The following is a 17,429-nucleotide window of genomic DNA, read 5'->3' on the forward strand; positions in this document are numbered from 1 at the left end:
CGCGACGCGCCATGCTCGTGCCGGACTGCTCATTAGCACCGCCTTAACCCTTGGTTGTTTCAATCGCCAACTGCATCCGGCGATTCACCCGCCCCGGCCCGAGACATCGCCCAGAAATTCGCCAGAGGCCATCTGCCATGTCCGCCATTGCGACCAATCCGACGAAACCAGCCGCGACGAGTCTGCCCGCCATCATCGCCGGCACGGCTTCAACTCCAACGACCGGCACCAAGCCGGCGAATGCGACGGCAGGCCAGCCGACCGACAGCGTCGAATTGTCGGACCGCGCCAAGGCGATCCTCGCCAAATCCGCCGCCGACAAGGCCGCCACCGCCGATCTGTCGCTAACCTTCGACGAGATCCTGCAGAAGCGCAGCGACGCGCTGAGCAGCAAGCTGACCAAGGCGTTTCAGGGCCTCAACGTCAATCTCGACGAGGCCGTCCGGCTGCAGGTCGACAAATTCGGCAATGTCACCACCGAAGGGCCGTGGAAGAAGAAGATCGAGAAACTGTTCGCCGACGACCCGGAACTCGCCAAGGAGTTCAAGGCGGTCGCCGGACTGAACGCGCTGAAAGCGGCTAATACCGCGCTCGAACTCTACAACAAGGAAAAAGGTTCGGTCGCCGGCAGCAAGGAGCAGCAGCAGGCCTGGACCCAATACAACATCCGCTCGATCAACATCCAGACGCTGTCGGGCGTGATGAGCCTGAAGGACGGCAGCCTGCGCTCGGCCGCGGTGGATTATATCGACACCATCGCCAAACCGCACGGCGACGGCAGCGTGGCGTCGCAAAAGGACATCGCCAACCGGCTGGCGTGAGCACCGCCGGTCGGCGTGAAGCCCGGCCACGGTCCCGCGTCATTCCGGGGCGCGAGCCCGCAGCGCGTTTACGCGCGTCTTCGTCGCGCTAGAGCAATTCCGGTTCTGATAGAATCAGAACCGGAGCTCTAGATTCTTGCTTTGACGCGTTTTCTTCACGCGAACCGGTATCCACTTCGCTCGAAAACGCGCTATGGGGCGAGCGAACCCGGAATCTTGCACAGCATGATGGGCAGCGATCGACCGCGAGATTCCGCGTTCGCTCACGGCTTCCCCTTCGCGCCCCGGAATGACCGCCGAGGCGATCGCTTACTTCTGATACATCTTCGCCGGATCGAACAAGCGCTCGGCATCGACCGGCGTCAGCAGCGGATGGCCAGCGGCATCGCGGTCGACGCGGCGATAGAAGCAGGATTTGCGCCCGGTGTGGCAGGCGGCGCCGACCTGCTCGACCCGGATCCACAGCGCGTCCTGATCGCAATCCATCCGCATCTCGACCACGCGCTGGACCTGGCCGGAGCTCTCGCCCTTGCGCCACAATCGGTCGCGCGAGCGGCTGAAATACCAGGCCTCGCCGCTGTCGATGGTCTTGCGCAGCGCCTCGTCGTTCATATGCGCGACCATCAGCACCTCGCCGCTGGCCACATCGGTGGTGACGCAGGTGATCAAGCCGCTGGCGTCGAATTTCGGACGCAGGTCGAGGCCTTCCTCGATCTCGGCGACGGCGTCTGCTGAGAGTTTTGAATCGGACACGGCAAATCCTCGGACAGACCTGATGCTGCAAATCGTGTGGCGAACATCCCTCCCCGCAAGGGGGAGGGAAAGAGCGGCGTCACGCGAACCGCGTCAGCGATGCCCCCGGACCATCGACATGAAGCGGGCCTGCTCGGCCGGATTGTCGCGGAACATGCCGGTGTAGCGGCTGGTGAAGGTCATCGCGCCCTGCTTGCCGATGCCGCGCACCGACATGCAGGTATGCTCGGCCTCGATCATCACCGCGACACCGCGCGGCTTCAGGACCTCGTCGACCGCCGCGGCGATCTGCGCGGTGAGATGCTCCTGGGTCTGCAGCCTTCGGCCGAAAATATCGACCAGCCGCGCCAGTTTCGACAGGCCGACGACGCGCTCGACCGGCGTATAGGCGATATGGGCCTTGCCGTAGAACGGCATCACGTGATGCTCGCAATGCGAGGTGAATTCGATGTCGCGCACCAGCACGAAATCGTCATAGCCGGCGGTCTCGCCGAAGGTGCGGTTGAGCACCTCGGCCGGGCATTGGTGATAGCCCTGGAACAATTCGTCGTAGGCCTCGACCACGCGGCGCGGCGTATCCACCAGGCCCTCGCGTTCGACATTCTCGCCGATATAGGCCAGCAGCGTCTGCACCGCCTGCTCGGCCTCGCTGCGCGACGGGCGCGGCTGGTCGGGCGTAACGGCAGCGGCGAGGAATTCCGACGGATCGAGCTCCGCGGGCTGGAATCCGGCTAATTTGGCGTCAGAGGCCTTGCCATCGGACGATTTTGTTTCGGGAGAGAGGCCCGCGCGAAGCGGCTTGATCACTGCGTCCATCTTTACTCCGTTCGACCGGCCTTGCGAGACCGGAGTGTCACCGGGCAGACGGGGCAGCCATCGCCACCGGTCGCCTGACGCTTGTTAACGCTGCATCCGGCCGGGCTGTATTTCGCCCGGCACCCCACCTATATAAGACGACCAACCGGAACCGCCAAGGGTGGGGTCCGGATCGGCCGAATTGGCTCAAACACCGTGAGTCCCATGCTGAACGACATCTATAACGCGCGCATCATCGAATTGGCCGGCAATATCCCGCGTCTCGGGCGGCTGCCGGACCCCGATGCCACCGCCACCGCCCATTCAAAACTCTGTGGCTCGACCGTGAAGATCGACCTCAAGATGGACGGGCCGGTGGTGACCGATTTCGCCCATGAGGTGAAAGCCTGCGCGCTCGGCCAGGCCTCGTCCTCGATCATGGCGCGGCATGTGGTCGGCTCCACCGCCAGCGAATTGCGCGAGTTGCGCGAGGCGGTGCGGCGGATGCTGAAAGAGAACGCCGCCCCGCCCGACGGCAAATGGAGCGAGATCGCGATGCTGGAGCCGGTACGCGACTACAAGGCGCGCCACGCCTCTACGTTGCTGACCTTCGACGCCGTGGTCGATGCGATCGACCAGATCGAGGCCAAGGAATCCGAGAAGGAATGCGACAAGGCCGCCGGGGAAGACGCATCGCCGCAGGCGGCCGCGCGGGGCTGAGCCCGCTTGGGCGCGGACCGACCCCACCGCGCAATGAACCGCGCGGCGCCATTCCGGCCGCCAGATATGCAGATACGAACGCCTCGCCTTGTGAGGCGTGGTCGTGCTAGGAAGGCTGATCACCGCTCCGCCCTCGGCAAACGTCGGTGACTGAGAGCCCGGTCATGCTCCCGCCCACCAGGACTGGAGCGGCAGTGGAAAATTTCATCCGGGACGAGAACATCAAGCTCTATCGCCTCGCGCTGCTATCAAGCACCGACGACGGGCAGAAAGACGTGCTGCTGACCTTGCTGGGCATCCTGATGGCCAACGTCCCCGCCGCCGGGGCGGCAGCGGCAACCCCGGATTGGTCCGAAGCCCTGCCGACAGCGCAACCGCCAAGCCGGCAATGCGATGTCTGCCAGCGCGACATGAGCTATCTGGCCGAATTGCCGGCGACCCTCGCCCACGGCGTCACCTGCGTGTTTCGCTGCATGAATTGCAACGCCGTGGTTTCCACCGCGAAACCGCGCTGCAGCTGCGTCGACGAATGTCTCTCGCAGACCTATTGCGTTACGCCGGCGCACGCCGCCACGATCACCTGATCGGTTCGGCTTCGCCCGCAATCGCGCCGCGTCGGCATCGGGCCTCCATCGAGCGCCGCGGCGAACCGGCTAGCGCAGGATAACTTATCTTCGAATCGTCATCCCGCTCCAGCATCTTGTTTGAGCATGATCTTTTCCGAAAACCGGGATCCACTTTTCGGGATCATGCTCTAGCGCTGCGCCTGAACGGTCGGCGCCAGACCGGACGGCAACGCCTCCGCCGTCTGGGTGGGGGCATTGGACCGCACGGGCAATCGCATGCCGATCATGTCGGCCTTGCCGCTGAGGAAGCGCTCCTGCAGCGGTTTGCGGTCGGCCGCGGCCACCGCCTTGGTGCTCGGCGCATTGGGCGGCGGCAACAGATCGGCGATGGTGGTGGTCGTCACCAGATTGGTCAGCCGCAATTCATGCGCCGACAATTCGTGTAGATCTTCCCATGGCGGCACGTTGAGCGCGAGCGACAGCAGATCGCCGGTGCCGCCCATGTCGAATGTGTATTTGGCCAGCCGGCCGATATCGCGCTCGACGATCATCATGTCCTGCGCGGTGTAGTTCGATGCGCGGGCGTCCTCGGCGCGATCGCCCATCCAGATCTGATGCACCCGCACATGGGCCTGCCCGGGCACGTAGCGCGCATTGCCGGCCAGCAGCAGGAAGACACACATCGATTCGCAATAGGCATCAGGCGAGATCGACGCCTGCGGTCCAATCGGCGTGGCGGTCTCGATGCTGGCGCCGACCGTGGTGGTGAGTCCCATCTGGCGCCAGCGCCGGCCCAGCGTAATGGCGTCATTGACCGAGCCGCCGCTGGAATCCAGCACCACGGCGGCGCCGCTCAAATGCCGGCCGCGGGCGAAATCGTCGAAATCCTTCGGGGTGTTGGCGGTGACGATGCCGACCGCTCCGATCCAGCCGCGGCAATTGGGCTCGCAGGCGATCCAGCTGAAGCGCATCGGCAGTTTGCGTTCTTCGAGACTGCCGCCGGCCTGCGCCATGGCGGGAAGAACCGTCTGCATCAAGCCGGCGAGTGCGACGCCGAGCGTCGCCGTGCGCAACAGCGCCGATCCGATTCCTCTTGGCGAAATCATCAGTCTCACTTTGGTCCCTTCTTCCTCCCGGCACGGGCGGCGGTCACGGTTCCCAGCTCAACGATCCGATTCTGTCATTCATCCGTTATCTATTCGTTATCAAAATGGTAACTTTGATTAAACGCAAGGGTCTACAGGTTCTTGCTGCAGTGCAGTCACATTAGTGCGATATTTCGGGCGCTGTGGCTCATTGCCCACACAGCAGCCGGGGCATTGCACCGGAACCAGGCAAACGTTCGCCCACGATTTTAGCAAGACGCCCATGAACCCATCAGAGCTCTGCGCCGATTGCGCCCGGATGCTGCAGCGCGCACCGCGCAACGCCGGCCGCGGCATGATCTGGCTATATCGGCACTCACTGTCGCCGCTGGTCGGCGCCAATTGCCGGCATCTGCCGAGTTGTTCGGTCTATGGCGACGAGGCCATCGGGCGATTCGGGCTGTGGCGCGGCGGCTGGATGACGCTGGCGCGGCTGCTGCGCTGCAATCCCTGGGGCACCTCGGGCATCGACAATGTGCCGCTCACCGCCCCGCCCGGCGCGACCTGGTACTTGCCCTGGCGCTACGCACGCTGGCGCGGCGTCAACGGCCCGGACGGCCCCTCCGCGCCGGCGTCCTGATCGCGCCAGCGCGTCGGCGAGACGCCGAACTCCCGCTTGAATGCCCGGCTGAAGGCCTCCTCGGAGTCGTAGCCGACCTCGTGGGCGACTTGACTGACGCTCCTGCCGGACTCGCGCAGATTGAGCTTCGCGGTGCGTAACCGCCACATCGTGAGATAGCGGATCGGCGGCATGCCGACCAGCGTCCGGAATCGATCCATGAACGCGCTGCGCGACAGCGCCACCTCGCGGGCGAGCGAGTCCGCGGTCCACGGCGCCGCGATCGTCCGGTGCATCAGCGCCAGCGCCCGGCCGACTTGCGGATCCCGCAGCCCCTTCAGCCAGCCCAGTTCGTCGCTGCCCAGCGTCGCGGAGTAGTGGCGCACGGCTTCGACGAACAACAGCTCCGACAACCGCGACATCACGCTCGACGACGCCAGTCGGCCTTCGACCAGTTCGCCGGCGGCAAACCGCACCGAGGCTTCGATCCAGTCGCGCGCGGTGCCGTCGCGGATATCGAGCTTCATCACCCGCGGCAGGGTTTCGATCAGCGGATTATAGGCGTCCTCGCTGGCGAGAAAGCCGCAGACGATATGCGTCGCCGCGCCGCCGCCGCCGTGTCGAATACGCATCAGCCCGCCGTCGCCGGCGGGCAGGATCAGGTCCTGGGCGTTCAGCGGCTTCAACCCGGTCACGCTCGACAGCGTGTGCACTTCGTTGCGCGGCACCAGCACGATCTCGCCGGCCATCACCTCGATCGCCGCCTCGCCTTCGACCGACAATTGCAGCCGGCCGGCGATCACCACGTGATAGGCGATAATTTGCGCCGGCGCCGCCAGATAGGGCTCGCAATATTCAGCCGTCGTCTGCGAATTGATCGACCAGGGCGCCGTGAACCGGGCGTCGAGAAACACGCCGCCGGTCAGGCGCACCGAGCGAAGCACATCGGACAGAGCATCCATCGTGGTCGCCACCCTGGTGATTTGGACGCGCGGTCAGGTGATCCGGCGGCACGGTCATTCATCGAACCGCCGCCCGCGCCTACAAACAGCAGCACCGGACGGCAGCATACTCGCCGCCGGCGCGTTGCGGCAGCGGCATTTTTCCGCGCCGGCAACGGATCTCCACCGACGATATCCAACAGGTCATTTGAAAGGGCACCGCCATGGATATGATGACAGGAGTACAAAATAAAGGCAGCGCGCCGGACTACGCGGCGATCAAGCAGCGGCAACAAGCAACTTGGGCGGCCGGCGACTACGCCGTGATCGGCACCACGCTGCAGATCGTCGGCGAGCGGCTTTGCGAGGCGATCGATCTGCGCCCCGGCGAGCGGGTGCTCGACGTCGCCGCCGGCAACGGCAACGCCACGCTGGCCGCGGCCCGCCGCTTTGTCGACGTGACCTCGACCGACTATGTCGGCGCCCTGCTAGCTCGCGGCAAGGAGCGCGCCGACGCCGACCGGCTGCCGGTGACTTTCCAGCAGGCCGACGCCGAGGCACTGCCGTTTGCGGACGGCCGTTTCGACGTCGCGGTGTCGACCTTCGGGGTGATGTTCGCGCCGGACCAGGACAAGGCGGCGCAGGAACTGACCCGCGTGGTCCGCGGCGGCGGCCGCATCGGGCTCGCAAACTGGACGCCGGACGGCTTCATCGGCCAGCTGTTCGGGATCGTCGGCAGCCACGTGGCGCCGCCGGCCGGGGTCCGCTCGCCGGGGCTGTGGGGCACCGAGCCGCGGCTCGGCGAGCTGTTTGCCGGCCACCGCGTGACTGCGACCAAACAGGTCTTCATGTTTCGCTACAAGTCGCCAGCGCATTGGCTGGAGATCTTCCGCAGCTATTACGGCCCGGTCAACCGCGCCTTTGCCGCGCTCGACGCCGCCGGCCAGGCGGCGCTGGAGGCGGATATCACCGAGCTGCTGTGCCGGATGAATCGCGGCGGCGGCGAGTCGCTGCTGGTGCCGGGCGATTATCTCGAAGTGATCGTGACCAGACGATAGCGACATTCGATCGACCGATGGCCCGATTGCGCAGCGCCGCCCGGTGCGGCCGGCGCTGCATTCTTCATTATGGAGCGTGTCATGTTTGGAGATATCAATTTATTGCTGACGCTGTGCCGCGCATTGGCGGTCTATATCCGAACATCCTGGCGCCAGCTGTGAGCGCCGCGATGCTAGAAGCTGACGCAAGCGCTGCGCAATGTGGTCAGCACCGATTGCTGTTTGAACCGCGCCTTGTAGGCCTGCGCGATCGCGGCCAGCGCCGCGCGCTTTTCGGTGCTGTCGTCGAAGGCGATCAGCACCAGCTTGCTCGGCTCGCGCACCAGCGCGCCGCGCTCGGTATCGCGCCACTGTCCGTTGGCATCGATCACCGTCAATCCGTCCGGAAACCGCGGCGTGATCTCGCGCGCGGTGAAATCCGCGAAGGCCTTGTCGCTGACGCCGAGGCGGTCGGCGATGTTGCGGCCGAATAATAGTTCGGCCGAGGCCATCAGCCGCGCCGGCGGCACGCAGGCTTGCGGCAGGCTGGCGCACCCGGATAGCGCGACCGCCAACAGCGCCGCGACGGCCAGCGATCCCCTCAAGTTTGATCTGCCGTCCACCTTGCTACCGGACAATGACGGTGAAGTAATCCGTCACCGATCTTCTCGGCAACGTGTATTCGATGACAAAGCTGTCCTCGCCGCGATAGCCAGGCTCGGACCGATAATTGACCCTGAACCCGTTCAGCTGGGCGCCGACGCAAGCGTCCTCCGGATTGAAGCGATTGCGCTTCAGGGTCGAGACCTCGCGGCCTGGTATCAGCCTGCCATGTTGCGGTTTGGTGACCACCCTGATCACGCCGGCCTTCTCGCTGCAGTCGCGCCGATGCGCGTGATACGAAAAGACCTTGGTTTCAACACCCGACCTGACATTCCGAACGAAGGAATCGGCGCTTGCTGCATTCGGGAGAAACACAAGCAGGAGGACGATCCCATAGCGAGAGAACGCCCTGCCCCACCCGGCCGCATCTGCCATTCCGCAATCCCCCGATCGCAATCGACGCCTCGAGCGTAGCGCACGATCCTCGTCTTGCTAAGCGGAATTTCGCCCTGACCGCCCAGATGCGCTTCGGGATGGCCCTCAGCGCTTGAGCAGGTTCTCCTCGGATTCCGGCGCCTTGCCTTCGGATTGCTCGCTGACCTCGATGGTCTCGTTGCGCAGATTGCCTTCGCCGACACTGACCGGGCTGCGCTCGTGGTCGACGACGGCCTCGCCGAGCCCACCAGGCCGCGCGCTTGTCGCCGCGCGATCGTCGTGGCGGATGATCGGGACGCCGTGGGGAAACACCACTTCGCGGGCGGCGTCGGGCAATTCGATCCCGCCGCTGAGCAGCGCGTCCTTGGTCAGGCGCAGCAGCGCCGAATTGATCTTGGCCGGCGAATAGGTGGCGCTGGCGAACCAATAGAATACCCGCAGATTGACGGTCGCAGCGCCCAGCTCCTCGACCAGCACCAGCGGTTCGGGCGTATCGAGCACGGCCGGATGCTGCGCCAACACATTGGCGATCAGCGACTGCGCCTTGGTGGTGGAAGAATCATAGCCGATCCCGACCGCGAAGGTCGCCTGCCGGCTTTGCGAGGCGCTGTAATTGGTGATCGTGCTCTTGAACACGATGGCGTTCGGGATCTGCACATAATTGCCGGCCAGCGTCAGCAGCACGGTGGTGCGCACATTGAGGTTCTGGACGATGCCGGTGTTGCCGTCGACCTCGATCAGATCGCCGGTGCTGAACGGATTGCGGACGCTGAGCAGGATGCTGGCGAGAAAATTCTCGGCGATGTCGCGAAACGCGAAGCCGATGATGATGCCGAACAATCCGGTGCCGCCCAGCACGGTGATGGCGAGCCGCGTGAGGCCCGCCACTTGAAGCACGAAGTAGATGCCGAGCAGAAACACGGGAATTGAAAACGCCTGGACAACGACGCTGGCCAGCAGCGACGACGACACCCGCCGCGCGACCAGGCGTCGAACGACGAACGCGACCAGCCGCGCCAGCAGCCAGGTGACGAAGATGATGACGCATGCCAGCAGGATCCAGGGCCATGTCTGCAGCGCCTGGCGATACAGCCGGGCGAATTCGTCGCCGGCGCGACCGAAGGTCGATCCGACGTCGGCCTCGACCTCGATCCGGTTGACCACCGCGACGGTGCCTTGGGTGTTCTGCGCCAGCGTCCCGGCCCAGCGCAGATGCTCCTGGGTCTGGGTCTTGCCGTCCATGAAGACGATGCCGTCGCGCACCGCGACCTTGGGGCTGACAAACCAGTTTGTCGACTGCAGAATGCGCTCAATGCGATTGGCGATCGCCGCGTCATCGGCGGTCGGCTTGACCTCGACGGGCTTCGACACCGCGTTGTCGCTTTGCTGGCTCGGCAGCGCGGCGGGTGGCGCGGTCTGGGCCAGAGCGTCGGGCACCGCGACGCTCAGCAGGACGAGCCACAGCACCGCCAGGAGCGACGCGCGCGACGTCGCCGTCCGGATTGCGCGGCCGCCCGCACCGCGCGTGGCAAACCGCACCGCGTGGCGCAACAGCGAACGAATCATCGAGGTCCTTACGCGCAACGAGAGAGCTTCCTTCGCCAACCCAGCTGGAACCGGTTGGTTCCATTGCGGCAGCCGCAGCGGCGCTGTCGCGGGTCGTTGCGGCCAACGATCGGTTCTCGCCCTGCCCGGCCGACATCCTGCGGCTCAGAACAGCCCGGGCAGCAGCATCGCCACCTGTTCGCGATATCTGCGGTAGCGATCGCCGAACACCGACACCAGATCGCGTTCCTCGAGCCGGATCCCGACGAAAATGTAGGCCGTGGTGACCGCGGCAAACAGCAGATGTCCCACGGTCATGACCGGCGTCGACCAGAAGGCGATGATGAAGCCGAGATAGATCGGATGCCGGATCAGCCGATACAGGCCCGGGGTCTTGAATTTGGCCGGAGCCGCGAGGCGTCCGGCAAAATGCGCGATCACCTGGGTCAGGCCGAACAGCTCGAAATGGCTGATCAAAAACGAGCTATAGACCACCATCAGCCAGCCCGACATCCCGGACGCAGTCGCGAGGGCGGCGAGCGCCGGGGTTTCAATGCGCCATACCACGTTCGGAATCGGCACCCACTGCCACAACAGCAGAAGCAGCGTCAGGCTCGCGAGCAGAATATAGCTCGACCGCTCGATCGCCGCGGAGGCATGCCGCGCGAACAGTCGTTTGAAGCGCTGCCGCGCCATGCCGCTGTGCTGAATCGCGAAGATCGACAGCAACAGCAGATCGATCAGCAATGCCTTCGACATCGGCGCGGCCGCGCCGTCGTTGATCGCCTTCGGCACGATATATTCGGCGACGAAGCCGAATGCATAGAGCAGGGTCGCGAGGCAGACCAGGTAGGCCGTGCCCCCATAGGCAACGACCAGGCCCCTCATGATCCGCAAATGCCACGAAATCAGCTCAGCGCTCCGGTCATCTTCCATTGCAGTTGGCATGCTCGCCTCTTGACGGTTGTGTCGGGTTTCCATTTCGGTCTGCATCGCATCACGATTTCGGCAGGCAGCGCAGCCAGGACCACGCCGCCCGTTCGGCAGCGCTGTCGACCTGGCCGTGATGGGGGGTGATATCCTGCGGTCCCCGGCTAACCCACCGGCGCAGCGCCGCGCGGCGTTGGTGGCGGACGATGGCGGCAGCGACCCGGCCGTTCACCAGCCGTCTTAATCCAGCCGCGATCAGCACAAGCCGCCCGCAGGCGGATCGCGTTGTCGGCAGTAACAGCAACGTCAAAAATATGGTCATGGAAATTTCCTCGCTTCGGCGCTCGATTGCGCGTGGTCATTTCCTAAATGTCAGGGGTCAGCAGGCCGTCAGGGCGGGCGTGAAAAAATCGTCAAAATGCCCGCTTCGAGTTGATAGGATGGACGCCGCTTCGACATCGAGAGGGATGCAATGCCGCGATTGGGGTTGCTCGGCGGATTCTCCGTTGAACGGATTGGACCTGTCGCCTTGCGCAGCAGGAAACCGCAAGCCCTTGTGGCATTTCTGGCGTTGGCGCCCGGCGTCGCCCATGTCCGGGAGCGGCTGGCGACGCTGCTCTGGCCGGATAGCAGCGACGACGCGGCGCGACAGAGCCTGCGCCAATGCATCAGCAAGCTGCGCCGCGATGTCCCCGAGCTGCCGCTGTCATCCGAGAGCGATCTGATCGGCTTCGAAATCGGCGCGATCTCCACCGACGTCGCGGAGTTCGGCGCCGCGCTCGCCGATCCCACCCTTGCCAACCTCAGGCGCGCGGCCGCGCTCTATCGCGGCGACTTGCTGGAGGGGTTCGACGCAAGATCCGACCTGTTCGAGGAATGGCTGCTGGGCGAGCGGGACCGGCTGCGCGCCGCCGCGATCTCCGGCTTGCGCGCCTTGATGCTGGAATTGCAGCGCGGCGGGGCGCAGCAAGAGGCCATCGCTGTGGCGCTGCGCCTGCTGGCGATTGATCCGTTGCAGGAGGACGTCGAGCGCGCGCTGATGCGGCTCTATGCCGACCAGGGCCAGACCGCGCTCGCCCTGCGACGCTACAAGCGCTGCGAAGCGTTGCTGCGCAAGGAGCTCAATGTCGAGCCCGATCAGGCGACCAAATCGCTGTATCAGGACCTGCTGCGCTACCGGACGCGGCGCAAGGCCAGCGACCAAAGCGCCATTTCGTCAGCTTCGGAACCGGCGCCGCCGTCGCTGCGGCAGACGGTGCGGACCTGCACCACCCAGGACGGGGTGCGGATCGCCTATGCGTCGGTGGGGTCCGGGCCGCCGTTGGTGAAGGCCGCCAATTGGCTCAACCATCTGGAGTTCGATCTCGAGAGCCCGGTGTACCGACACTGGATCGAGGCGCTGAGCCGCGACCATACCTACCTGCGATACGACGAACGCGGCACCGGGCTGTCCGATTGGGACGTTTTCGATTTCTCCTTCGATGCTCTGCTACGCGATCTCGAAACCGTGGTCGAAGCCGCGAGGCTCGACCGTTTTGTCCTGCTCGGCGCATCCCAAGGATGCGCGATTTCGATTGCCTATGCGGTGAAACATCCCGAGCGCGTCAGCCATCTCGTGCTCTATGGCGGCTATGCCAAGGGTTGGATCCATCTCGACGATCCCGCCGAAAAGGCGCGACGCCAGGCGCTCGCCACATTGGTGCTCGAAGGCTGGGGACAGGAAAACCCGGTATTCCGCCAGATCTTCACGTCGCTGTTGATTCCCGGCGCCAATGACGAGCAGATCCGCTGGTTCAACGATCTGCAGAAGCTCACGACGTCACCGGAAAATGCCCACAAGCTGGTCCAGGAATTTGGCGCGATCGATGTCCGTCACCTGCTCAAGGACGTTCGTGTGCCGACGCTGGTGCTGCACGCGCGCCAAGACGCGCGGGTGAAATTCACCGAGGGACAGGAACTCGCAGCCGGCATCAAGGGCGCGCGGTTCGTGCCGCTCGACAGCAGAAACCATGTGATTCTGGAAAACGAACCGGCATGGTCGGTGTTTGTCAGCGCAGTCCGAGCCTTTCTCGCAGGATCGGATCGACCACAGCCGCCTCTCCCGCCGGGCTCGGCCTAATCGAACCCGACGAAGCGGGCTGCCTCGTCGACGGTTTTGCGTTCCGAGACCACCGCATTGGCGGGGAAACTGTCATCCGGCCAGCCCAGCGCGATGCTTTTCATGATGATCTGATCGTCGGGGATTTTTGCGTGCTCGCGCACCACCGGCGACTGCATGATGCCCTGGCTGTTGATCACGGCGCCGAGCCCACGCGACCAGGCGGCATTGACCAGAGCGGTCGCCACCGCGCCGCAATCGAATGGCGTATCGTCGCTGCCGTCGAGCACGCGGTCATAGGTCACGATCACGCAGACCGGGGCGTCGAATTGGCGGAAGCCGCGCAGCACCCAGTCCTGGCGCATCTCCTTGTCGTCGCGCGCGATCCCCATCGCGGAAAACAATTGCTTGGCGACGCCGACCTGACGGTCGCGATGCGCACCTACAAAAGCCTGGCCGGTGCGGAATTCGCGCGATTGCGGCACGCCCGCCACCATCCGCTCGGTATTGCCGGCGCGGATCTTGTCCAGCGGCTCGCCGGTGACGACGGTGAAATTCCACGGCTGGGTGTTCATCGACGACGGCGCACGCATCGCCAGCGCGATAATTTCCTCGATCAATTTCCGCGGCACGGGATCGGGCTTGTAGCCGCGGATACTGCGTCGGCCAAGAATGACGTCATCGAACTGCATGTGGTTGGGATTCCCCGTTCGTTTCCTCGATCGGACAATCGCGGTTTAGCGGCCTTGGCGCAAGACCTCGGGATCTGTCACGCGCCTTCCCCGGGCGCGCGCCGCACGGCCCGCGTCATCACCACCACCGTCGCCAGCGCCAGCGCGATGAAGGCCATCGCCACATAGCCGGTCTGGCGCAGATAGCCGGCCGCGAACAGCGTGCCGCCCAGGGCCGAGCCGACCGCCTGGCCGATATAGAGGACCGAGGTGTTGAGCGAGACGGTGGCGCTGGCAAGAAGCGGATCGGCGCCGACCAGGCGCACCTGCTGCATCGAATTGGTGGCGGCGAAGCCCAGCCCCCAGATCCCGACGCCGGTCGCCATCACCGCCAGATGCCCGGCGCCGAGCGCCCAGACGCTGGCCCCCAACAGCAACACCGAGATGAACAGCAGCGAGGTCCGGTAGGCGCCCCACAGATCGACGATCCGGCTGGCGATCATGTTGCCGATGAAGCCGAACACGCCATAGACCGCGAACACCAGGCCGATCACCTGCGGTCCGGCGTCGGCCAGCCGCTTCAGCAACGGGCCGAAGTAAGTGAAGACGGTGAATTGTCCCGAGGTCAGCAAGGTCGAGACCAGCAGCAGCATCAGGATCAGGCGGCTGCGCCCGATGGCGGCCCAGGTCTTCAGATTGACCGGCACCCCGGTCAGACCGCGCGGCAGCCACCATACCAGCAGCGCGAAGCTCACCGCGCCGATCAGCGCGACGCCGCCATAGGCCGCGCGCCAGCCATAGTGGCCGGCGATCAGGGTCACCAGCGGCAGGCCGAAGGCGATCGCCAGCGACCAGCCGAGAAACACATAGGCCATCGCGCCGCCGCGCTTGTCCACCGGCACCACCAGCGCCGCGGTGCCGGCCGCCTGCGGGGTATAGAGCGCGCCGACCGACAGCATGATGAGCCGGATGATCAGCAGCACGGCGTAGCTCGGCGCGAAGGCCGAGGCCAGATTGCCGAGCGCCAGCACCGCCAGCGTGGCGCCGAGCAGTGTGCGGCGTTCGATTCGGGAAGTCAGCCACGCCGACAGCGGCGAGCCGATGCACAGCACCACGGCGCCGAAGGTGATCAACAGCCCGGCGTCACGGATCGTCACGCCGAGGCCGGCGGATAATTCGCCGAGCATCCCGGCCGGCGCCAGAATGGCGGTGCCGGTGACGAAATTGCCGAGCATCAAAGCGGTGGGGGCGAAGGCGGGGGCGGCGGGACGGGACATCGCCTCGTGTAACACGAAGATCATGCACTTGCATTTAATTTCGCGCCCCCCGCGGATCGCGATCGCAAGGCGGCGATCCGCGCGCGCGATCGGCGCTGGCGCGGCAAAAACCGGCCGCGATCGCCGCAGCGCGACGTTTTCCGCCGTTGCAACGCCCGATTCCGCTGCTATACCGCTGCAATCCGCTTACCTGCGCTCGTTCGCAGGAGTGAGCCACAGGAGACCAAAATGCCTGACAAATCGACGCCCGCATCGGGATTCCAATTCGGCCTGTCCAATCTGAAGCCGGTCACGGCGACCCACATCTCCCTCACCTTCCCCAATGGCGACCGTCGCGATTATCCGCGCGGCTGCACCGGACTCGAGATCGCCAAGGGGATTTCGCCGTCGCTGGCCAAGCGCACCGTCGTCATGGCGCTCGACGGAATCGTTACCGACCTCGCCGATCCGATCGATCATGACGCCAAGATCGAATTCATCAGCCGCGACGACCCGCGCGCGCTGGAGCTGATCCGCCACGACGCCGCCCATGTGCTGGCCGAGGCGGTGCAGGCTTTGTGGCCCGGCACCCAGGTCACGATCGGCCCGGTGATCGAGAACGGCTTCTATTACGACTTCTTCCGCAACGAGCCGTTCACCCCGGAGGATTTCGGGGCGATCGAAAAGAAGATGCGCGAGATCATCGCCCGCGACAAACCCTTCACCAAGGACGTCTGGGACCGCGAGAAGACCAAGCAGGTGTTCGCCGACAAGGGCGAAAGCTTCAAGGTCGAGCTGGTCGATGCGATCCCCGGCACCGAGCCGATCAAGATCTATTACCAGGGCGACTGGTTCGATCTGTGCCGCGGCCCGCATATGACCTCGACCGGCAAGATCGGCAACGCCTTCAAGCTGATGAAGGTGGCCGGCGCCTATTGGCGCGGCGATTCCAACAACCAGATGCTGACGCGGATCTACGGCACGGCGTTCGCCAAGCAGGACGAGCTCGACGCCTATCTGCACCAGATCGAGGAGGCCGAGAAGCGCGACCACCGCAAGCTCGGCCGCGAGCTCGATCTGTTTCACTTCCAGGAGGAAGGCCCCGGCGTGGTGTTCTGGCACGCCAAGGGCTGGTCCATCTTCCAGGAATTGATCGCCTATATGCGCCGCCGTCTGACCGGCGATTACCAAGAGGTCAACGCGCCGCAGATTCTCGACAAGTCGCTGTGGGAGACCTCGGGCCATTGGGAGTGGTACCGCGAAAACATGTTCGCGGCGCAGTCGGCCGGCGACGAGGCCGAGGACAAGCGCTGGTTTGCGCTGAAGCCGATGAACTGCCCCGGCCATGTGCAGATCTTCAAACACGGCCTGAAAAGCTACCGCGACCTGCCGCTCAGGATCGCTGAATTCGGCATCGTGCATCGCTATGAGCCGTCCGGCGCGATGCACGGGCTGATGCGGGTGCGCGGCTTCACCCAAGACGACGCCCATGTGTTCTGCACCGAGGCGCAGCTCGCCGACGAATGCCTCAAGATCAACGATCTGATCCTGTCGACCTATGCGGATTTCGGCTTCGAGGGCGAACTCACGGTCAAGCTCTCGACCCGGCCGGAAAAGCGCGTCGGCACCGACGAGATGTGGGACCATGCCGAGCGGGTGATGGCCACGGTGCTGTCGCAGATCGAATCGCAGGGCCACAACAACATCAAGACCGCGATCAATCCCGGCGAAGGCGCGTTCTACGGGCCGAAATTCGAATATGTGCTGCGCGACGCGATCGGCCGCGACTGGCAGTGCGGCACCACCCAGGTCGACTTCAACCTGCCGGAACGGTTCGGCGCGTTCTACATCGACGCCGACGGCTCCAAGAAGGCCCCCGTGATGGTGCATCGCGCGATCTGCGGCTCGATGGAGCGCTTCATCGGCATCCTGATCGAGCACTTCGCCGGCAACTTCCCGCTGTGGCTGGCGCCGACCCAGATCGTCGTCACCACCATCACCTCCGAAGGCGATGACTACGCCAAGGTCGTGGCGGCCGCCGCGCGCCGCGCCGGGCTGCGGGTCGAACTCGATCTGCGCAATGAGAAGATCAACTACAAGGTGCGCGAACATTCGCTGATGAAGATCCCGGTGATGCTGGTGGTCGGCAAGAAGGAAGCCGAGAACCATTCGGTCTCGATCCGCCGCTTCGGCAGCGAGGGCCAGACCGTGATGGCCACCGCCGAGGCGCTCGCCGCTCTGGTCGAGGAAGCCACGCCGCCCGACGTCAAGCGGGCGCGGGTGGAGGTGTAAGCAGTCGATCGTGTCCCGGGCGCGATGCGGCATCCTTCATGCCGCATCGCAGAATCGGACCCCGGTTCACGACCTGCAAAAAGCGGGGCCCGGCGCTGCAGCGCACCACGCCGCAAGGCGGCGCGGTGCGCTGCGTCCGGGCACGGGACGAATTGCAGCCGACCATGCCTGACGAAGTCGCCGCGTCGCGCCTCGGCGCGCGACGAGGCCGCCTGACGCCTATCGACATTGCCGCGTCGGAGTGCGAGACCCGTAGGACGAA

18 protein-coding genes are annotated in these 17,429 nt (G+C 65.0%); 7 read left to right on the forward strand and 11 right to left on the reverse strand.

Annotation, left to right across the window (positions count from 1 at the left end; translation table 11 throughout):
• Positions 1 to 137 precede the first annotated feature (137 nt).
• Complete coding sequence (locus RBJ75_RS08795; RefSeq protein ID WP_044418337.1) at positions 138 to 821, forward strand: hypothetical protein; 684 nt, start codon at positions 138 to 140, stop codon at positions 819 to 821.
• Positions 822 to 1,130: 309 nt separating this feature from the next.
• Here the strand turns inward: RBJ75_RS08795 and hisI are convergent, their stop codons facing one another.
• Both hisI and folE read right to left on the reverse strand, forming a co-directional pair.
• Complete coding sequence (hisI, locus tag RBJ75_RS08800) at positions 1,131 to 1,574, reverse strand: phosphoribosyl-AMP cyclohydrolase (RefSeq protein ID WP_044414672.1); 444 nt, start codon at positions 1,572 to 1,574, stop codon at positions 1,131 to 1,133.
• Between the two features lie 93 nt (positions 1,575 to 1,667).
• Complete coding sequence (folE, locus tag RBJ75_RS08805) at positions 1,668 to 2,390, reverse strand: GTP cyclohydrolase I FolE (protein WP_044414673.1); 723 nt, start codon at positions 2,388 to 2,390, stop codon at positions 1,668 to 1,670.
• Between the two features lie 204 nt (positions 2,391 to 2,594).
• Here folE and RBJ75_RS08810 point away from each other — a divergent pair, with 204 nt between their 5' ends.
• Positions 2,595 to 3,089, forward strand: coding sequence for an iron-sulfur cluster assembly scaffold protein (locus RBJ75_RS08810; RefSeq protein WP_044414674.1), 495 nt, complete (start codon positions 2,595 to 2,597; stop codon positions 3,087 to 3,089).
• Positions 3,090 to 3,283: 194 nt separating this feature from the next.
• The gene (locus tag RBJ75_RS08815; RefSeq protein ID WP_044414675.1) at positions 3,284 to 3,673 is read left to right on the forward strand and encodes a hypothetical protein; all 390 of its coding nucleotides are present in this window, start codon (positions 3,284 to 3,286) and stop codon (positions 3,671 to 3,673) included.
• A gap of 170 nt (positions 3,674 to 3,843) precedes the next feature.
• On the opposite strand, the gene RBJ75_RS08820 is transcribed toward RBJ75_RS08815, so the two are convergent.
• Positions 3,844 to 4,761 (reverse strand): hypothetical protein, encoded by a 918-nt coding sequence (locus tag RBJ75_RS08820; RefSeq protein WP_080901143.1) that lies wholly within the window; start codon positions 4,759 to 4,761, stop codon positions 3,844 to 3,846.
• A 262-nt stretch (positions 4,762 to 5,023) separates the two neighbouring features.
• Here RBJ75_RS08820 and yidD point away from each other — a divergent pair, with 262 nt between their 5' ends.
• The gene (yidD, locus tag RBJ75_RS08825) at positions 5,024 to 5,380 is read left to right on the forward strand and encodes a membrane protein insertion efficiency factor YidD (protein WP_044414680.1); all 357 of its coding nucleotides are present in this window, start codon (positions 5,024 to 5,026) and stop codon (positions 5,378 to 5,380) included.
• On the opposite strand, the gene RBJ75_RS08830 is transcribed toward yidD, so the two are convergent.
• Positions 5,323 to 6,321, reverse strand: coding sequence for an AraC family transcriptional regulator (locus tag RBJ75_RS08830; RefSeq protein WP_044414682.1), 999 nt, complete (start codon positions 6,319 to 6,321; stop codon positions 5,323 to 5,325). The two genes, yidD and RBJ75_RS08830, sit on opposite strands and share 58 nt — an antisense overlap.
• 209 nt (positions 6,322 to 6,530) lie before the next feature.
• On the opposite strand from RBJ75_RS08830, the gene RBJ75_RS08835 reads away from it, so the two are divergent.
• On the forward strand, positions 6,531 to 7,358 hold the full coding sequence (locus tag RBJ75_RS08835) for a class I SAM-dependent methyltransferase (RefSeq protein WP_411194520.1): 828 nt from the start codon (positions 6,531 to 6,533) through the stop codon (positions 7,356 to 7,358).
• Positions 7,359 to 7,531: 173 nt separating this feature from the next.
• On the opposite strand, the gene RBJ75_RS08840 is transcribed toward RBJ75_RS08835, so the two are convergent.
• From RBJ75_RS08840 to RBJ75_RS08860, 5 genes are all read right to left on the reverse strand, one after another.
• A complete protein-coding gene (locus RBJ75_RS08840; RefSeq protein ID WP_234707429.1) occupies positions 7,532 to 7,942 on the reverse strand; it encodes a DUF3574 domain-containing protein in 411 nt (136 codons plus the stop codon).
• A 22-nt stretch (positions 7,943 to 7,964) separates the two neighbouring features.
• Positions 7,965 to 8,375, reverse strand: a complete 411-nt coding sequence (locus RBJ75_RS08845) for a hypothetical protein (protein ID WP_044412716.1) — start codon at positions 8,373 to 8,375, stop codon at positions 7,965 to 7,967.
• 105 nt (positions 8,376 to 8,480) lie between these two features.
• Positions 8,481 to 9,941 carry a mechanosensitive ion channel family protein gene (locus tag RBJ75_RS08850; protein ID WP_052628955.1) on the reverse strand — a complete coding sequence of 487 codons (1,461 nt, stop codon included), beginning with the start codon at positions 9,939 to 9,941 and terminating at the stop codon, positions 8,481 to 8,483.
• A gap of 144 nt (positions 9,942 to 10,085) precedes the next feature.
• Positions 10,086 to 10,868, reverse strand: coding sequence for a methanethiol S-methyltransferase (gene mddA, locus RBJ75_RS08855; protein WP_080901069.1), 783 nt, complete (start codon positions 10,866 to 10,868; stop codon positions 10,086 to 10,088).
• Positions 10,869 to 10,917: 49 nt separating this feature from the next.
• Complete coding sequence (locus RBJ75_RS08860; protein WP_044412722.1) at positions 10,918 to 11,172, reverse strand: hypothetical protein; 255 nt, start codon at positions 11,170 to 11,172, stop codon at positions 10,918 to 10,920.
• Between the two features lie 207 nt (positions 11,173 to 11,379).
• On the opposite strand from RBJ75_RS08860, the gene RBJ75_RS08865 reads away from it, so the two are divergent.
• Positions 11,380 to 12,969 (forward strand): alpha/beta hydrolase, encoded by a 1,590-nt coding sequence (locus tag RBJ75_RS08865; protein ID WP_052628956.1) that lies wholly within the window; start codon positions 11,380 to 11,382, stop codon positions 12,967 to 12,969.
• On the opposite strand, the gene RBJ75_RS08870 is transcribed toward RBJ75_RS08865, so the two are convergent.
• Complete coding sequence (locus RBJ75_RS08870) at positions 12,966 to 13,640, reverse strand: nitroreductase (protein WP_276156426.1); 675 nt, start codon at positions 13,638 to 13,640, stop codon at positions 12,966 to 12,968. The genes RBJ75_RS08865 and RBJ75_RS08870 overlap by 4 nt on opposite strands.
• A gap of 77 nt (positions 13,641 to 13,717) precedes the next feature.
• The gene (locus RBJ75_RS08875) at positions 13,718 to 14,854 is read right to left on the reverse strand and encodes an MFS transporter (RefSeq protein WP_080901030.1); all 1,137 of its coding nucleotides are present in this window, start codon (positions 14,852 to 14,854) and stop codon (positions 13,718 to 13,720) included.
• Between the two features lie 270 nt (positions 14,855 to 15,124).
• Between RBJ75_RS08875 and thrS the strand changes: the two genes are divergently transcribed.
• Positions 15,125 to 17,167 (forward strand): threonine--tRNA ligase, encoded by a 2,043-nt coding sequence (gene thrS, locus RBJ75_RS08880; protein WP_044411470.1) that lies wholly within the window; start codon positions 15,125 to 15,127, stop codon positions 17,165 to 17,167.
• Positions 17,168 to 17,429: the final 262 nt, after the last annotated feature.

It is taken from the genome of Rhodopseudomonas sp. BAL398, from assembly GCF_033001325.1.
Taxonomy (GTDB): Bacteria; Pseudomonadota; Alphaproteobacteria; order Rhizobiales; family Xanthobacteraceae; genus JARJEH01.

Excerpts from the sequence above, each read along its gene's own strand:
- RBJ75_RS08870 (WP_276156426.1), bottom strand. The coding sequence starts at position 13,640 with ATGCAGTTCGATGACGTCATTCTTGGCCGACGCAGTATCCGCGGCTAC.
- yidD (WP_044414680.1), top strand. The coding sequence starts at position 5,024 with ATGAACCCATCAGAGCTCTGCGCCGATTGCGCCCGGATGCTGCAGCGC.
- RBJ75_RS08875 (WP_080901030.1), bottom strand. The coding sequence starts at position 14,854 with ATGCTCGGCAATTTCGTCACCGGCACCGCCATTCTGGCGCCGGCCGGG.
- RBJ75_RS08835 (WP_411194520.1), top strand. The coding sequence starts at position 6,531 with ATGATGACAGGAGTACAAAATAAAGGCAGCGCGCCGGACTACGCGGCG.
- RBJ75_RS08820 (WP_080901143.1), bottom strand. The coding sequence starts at position 4,761 with ATGATTTCGCCAAGAGGAATCGGATCGGCGCTGTTGCGCACGGCGACG.
- mddA (WP_080901069.1), bottom strand. The coding sequence starts at position 10,868 with ATGCCAACTGCAATGGAAGATGACCGGAGCGCTGAGCTGATTTCGTGG.
- RBJ75_RS08830 (WP_044414682.1), bottom strand. The coding sequence starts at position 6,321 with ATGGATGCTCTGTCCGATGTGCTTCGCTCGGTGCGCCTGACCGGCGGC.
- RBJ75_RS08810 (WP_044414674.1), top strand. The coding sequence starts at position 2,595 with ATGCTGAACGACATCTATAACGCGCGCATCATCGAATTGGCCGGCAAT.
- thrS (WP_044411470.1), top strand. The coding sequence starts at position 15,125 with ATGCCTGACAAATCGACGCCCGCATCGGGATTCCAATTCGGCCTGTCC.
- RBJ75_RS08845 (WP_044412716.1), bottom strand. The coding sequence starts at position 8,375 with ATGGCAGATGCGGCCGGGTGGGGCAGGGCGTTCTCTCGCTATGGGATC.
- folE (WP_044414673.1), bottom strand. The coding sequence starts at position 2,390 with ATGGACGCAGTGATCAAGCCGCTTCGCGCGGGCCTCTCTCCCGAAACA.
- RBJ75_RS08850 (WP_052628955.1), bottom strand. The coding sequence starts at position 9,941 with ATGATTCGTTCGCTGTTGCGCCACGCGGTGCGGTTTGCCACGCGCGGT.
- RBJ75_RS08860 (WP_044412722.1), bottom strand. The coding sequence starts at position 11,172 with ATGACCATATTTTTGACGTTGCTGTTACTGCCGACAACGCGATCCGCC.
- RBJ75_RS08795 (WP_044418337.1), top strand. The coding sequence starts at position 138 with ATGTCCGCCATTGCGACCAATCCGACGAAACCAGCCGCGACGAGTCTG.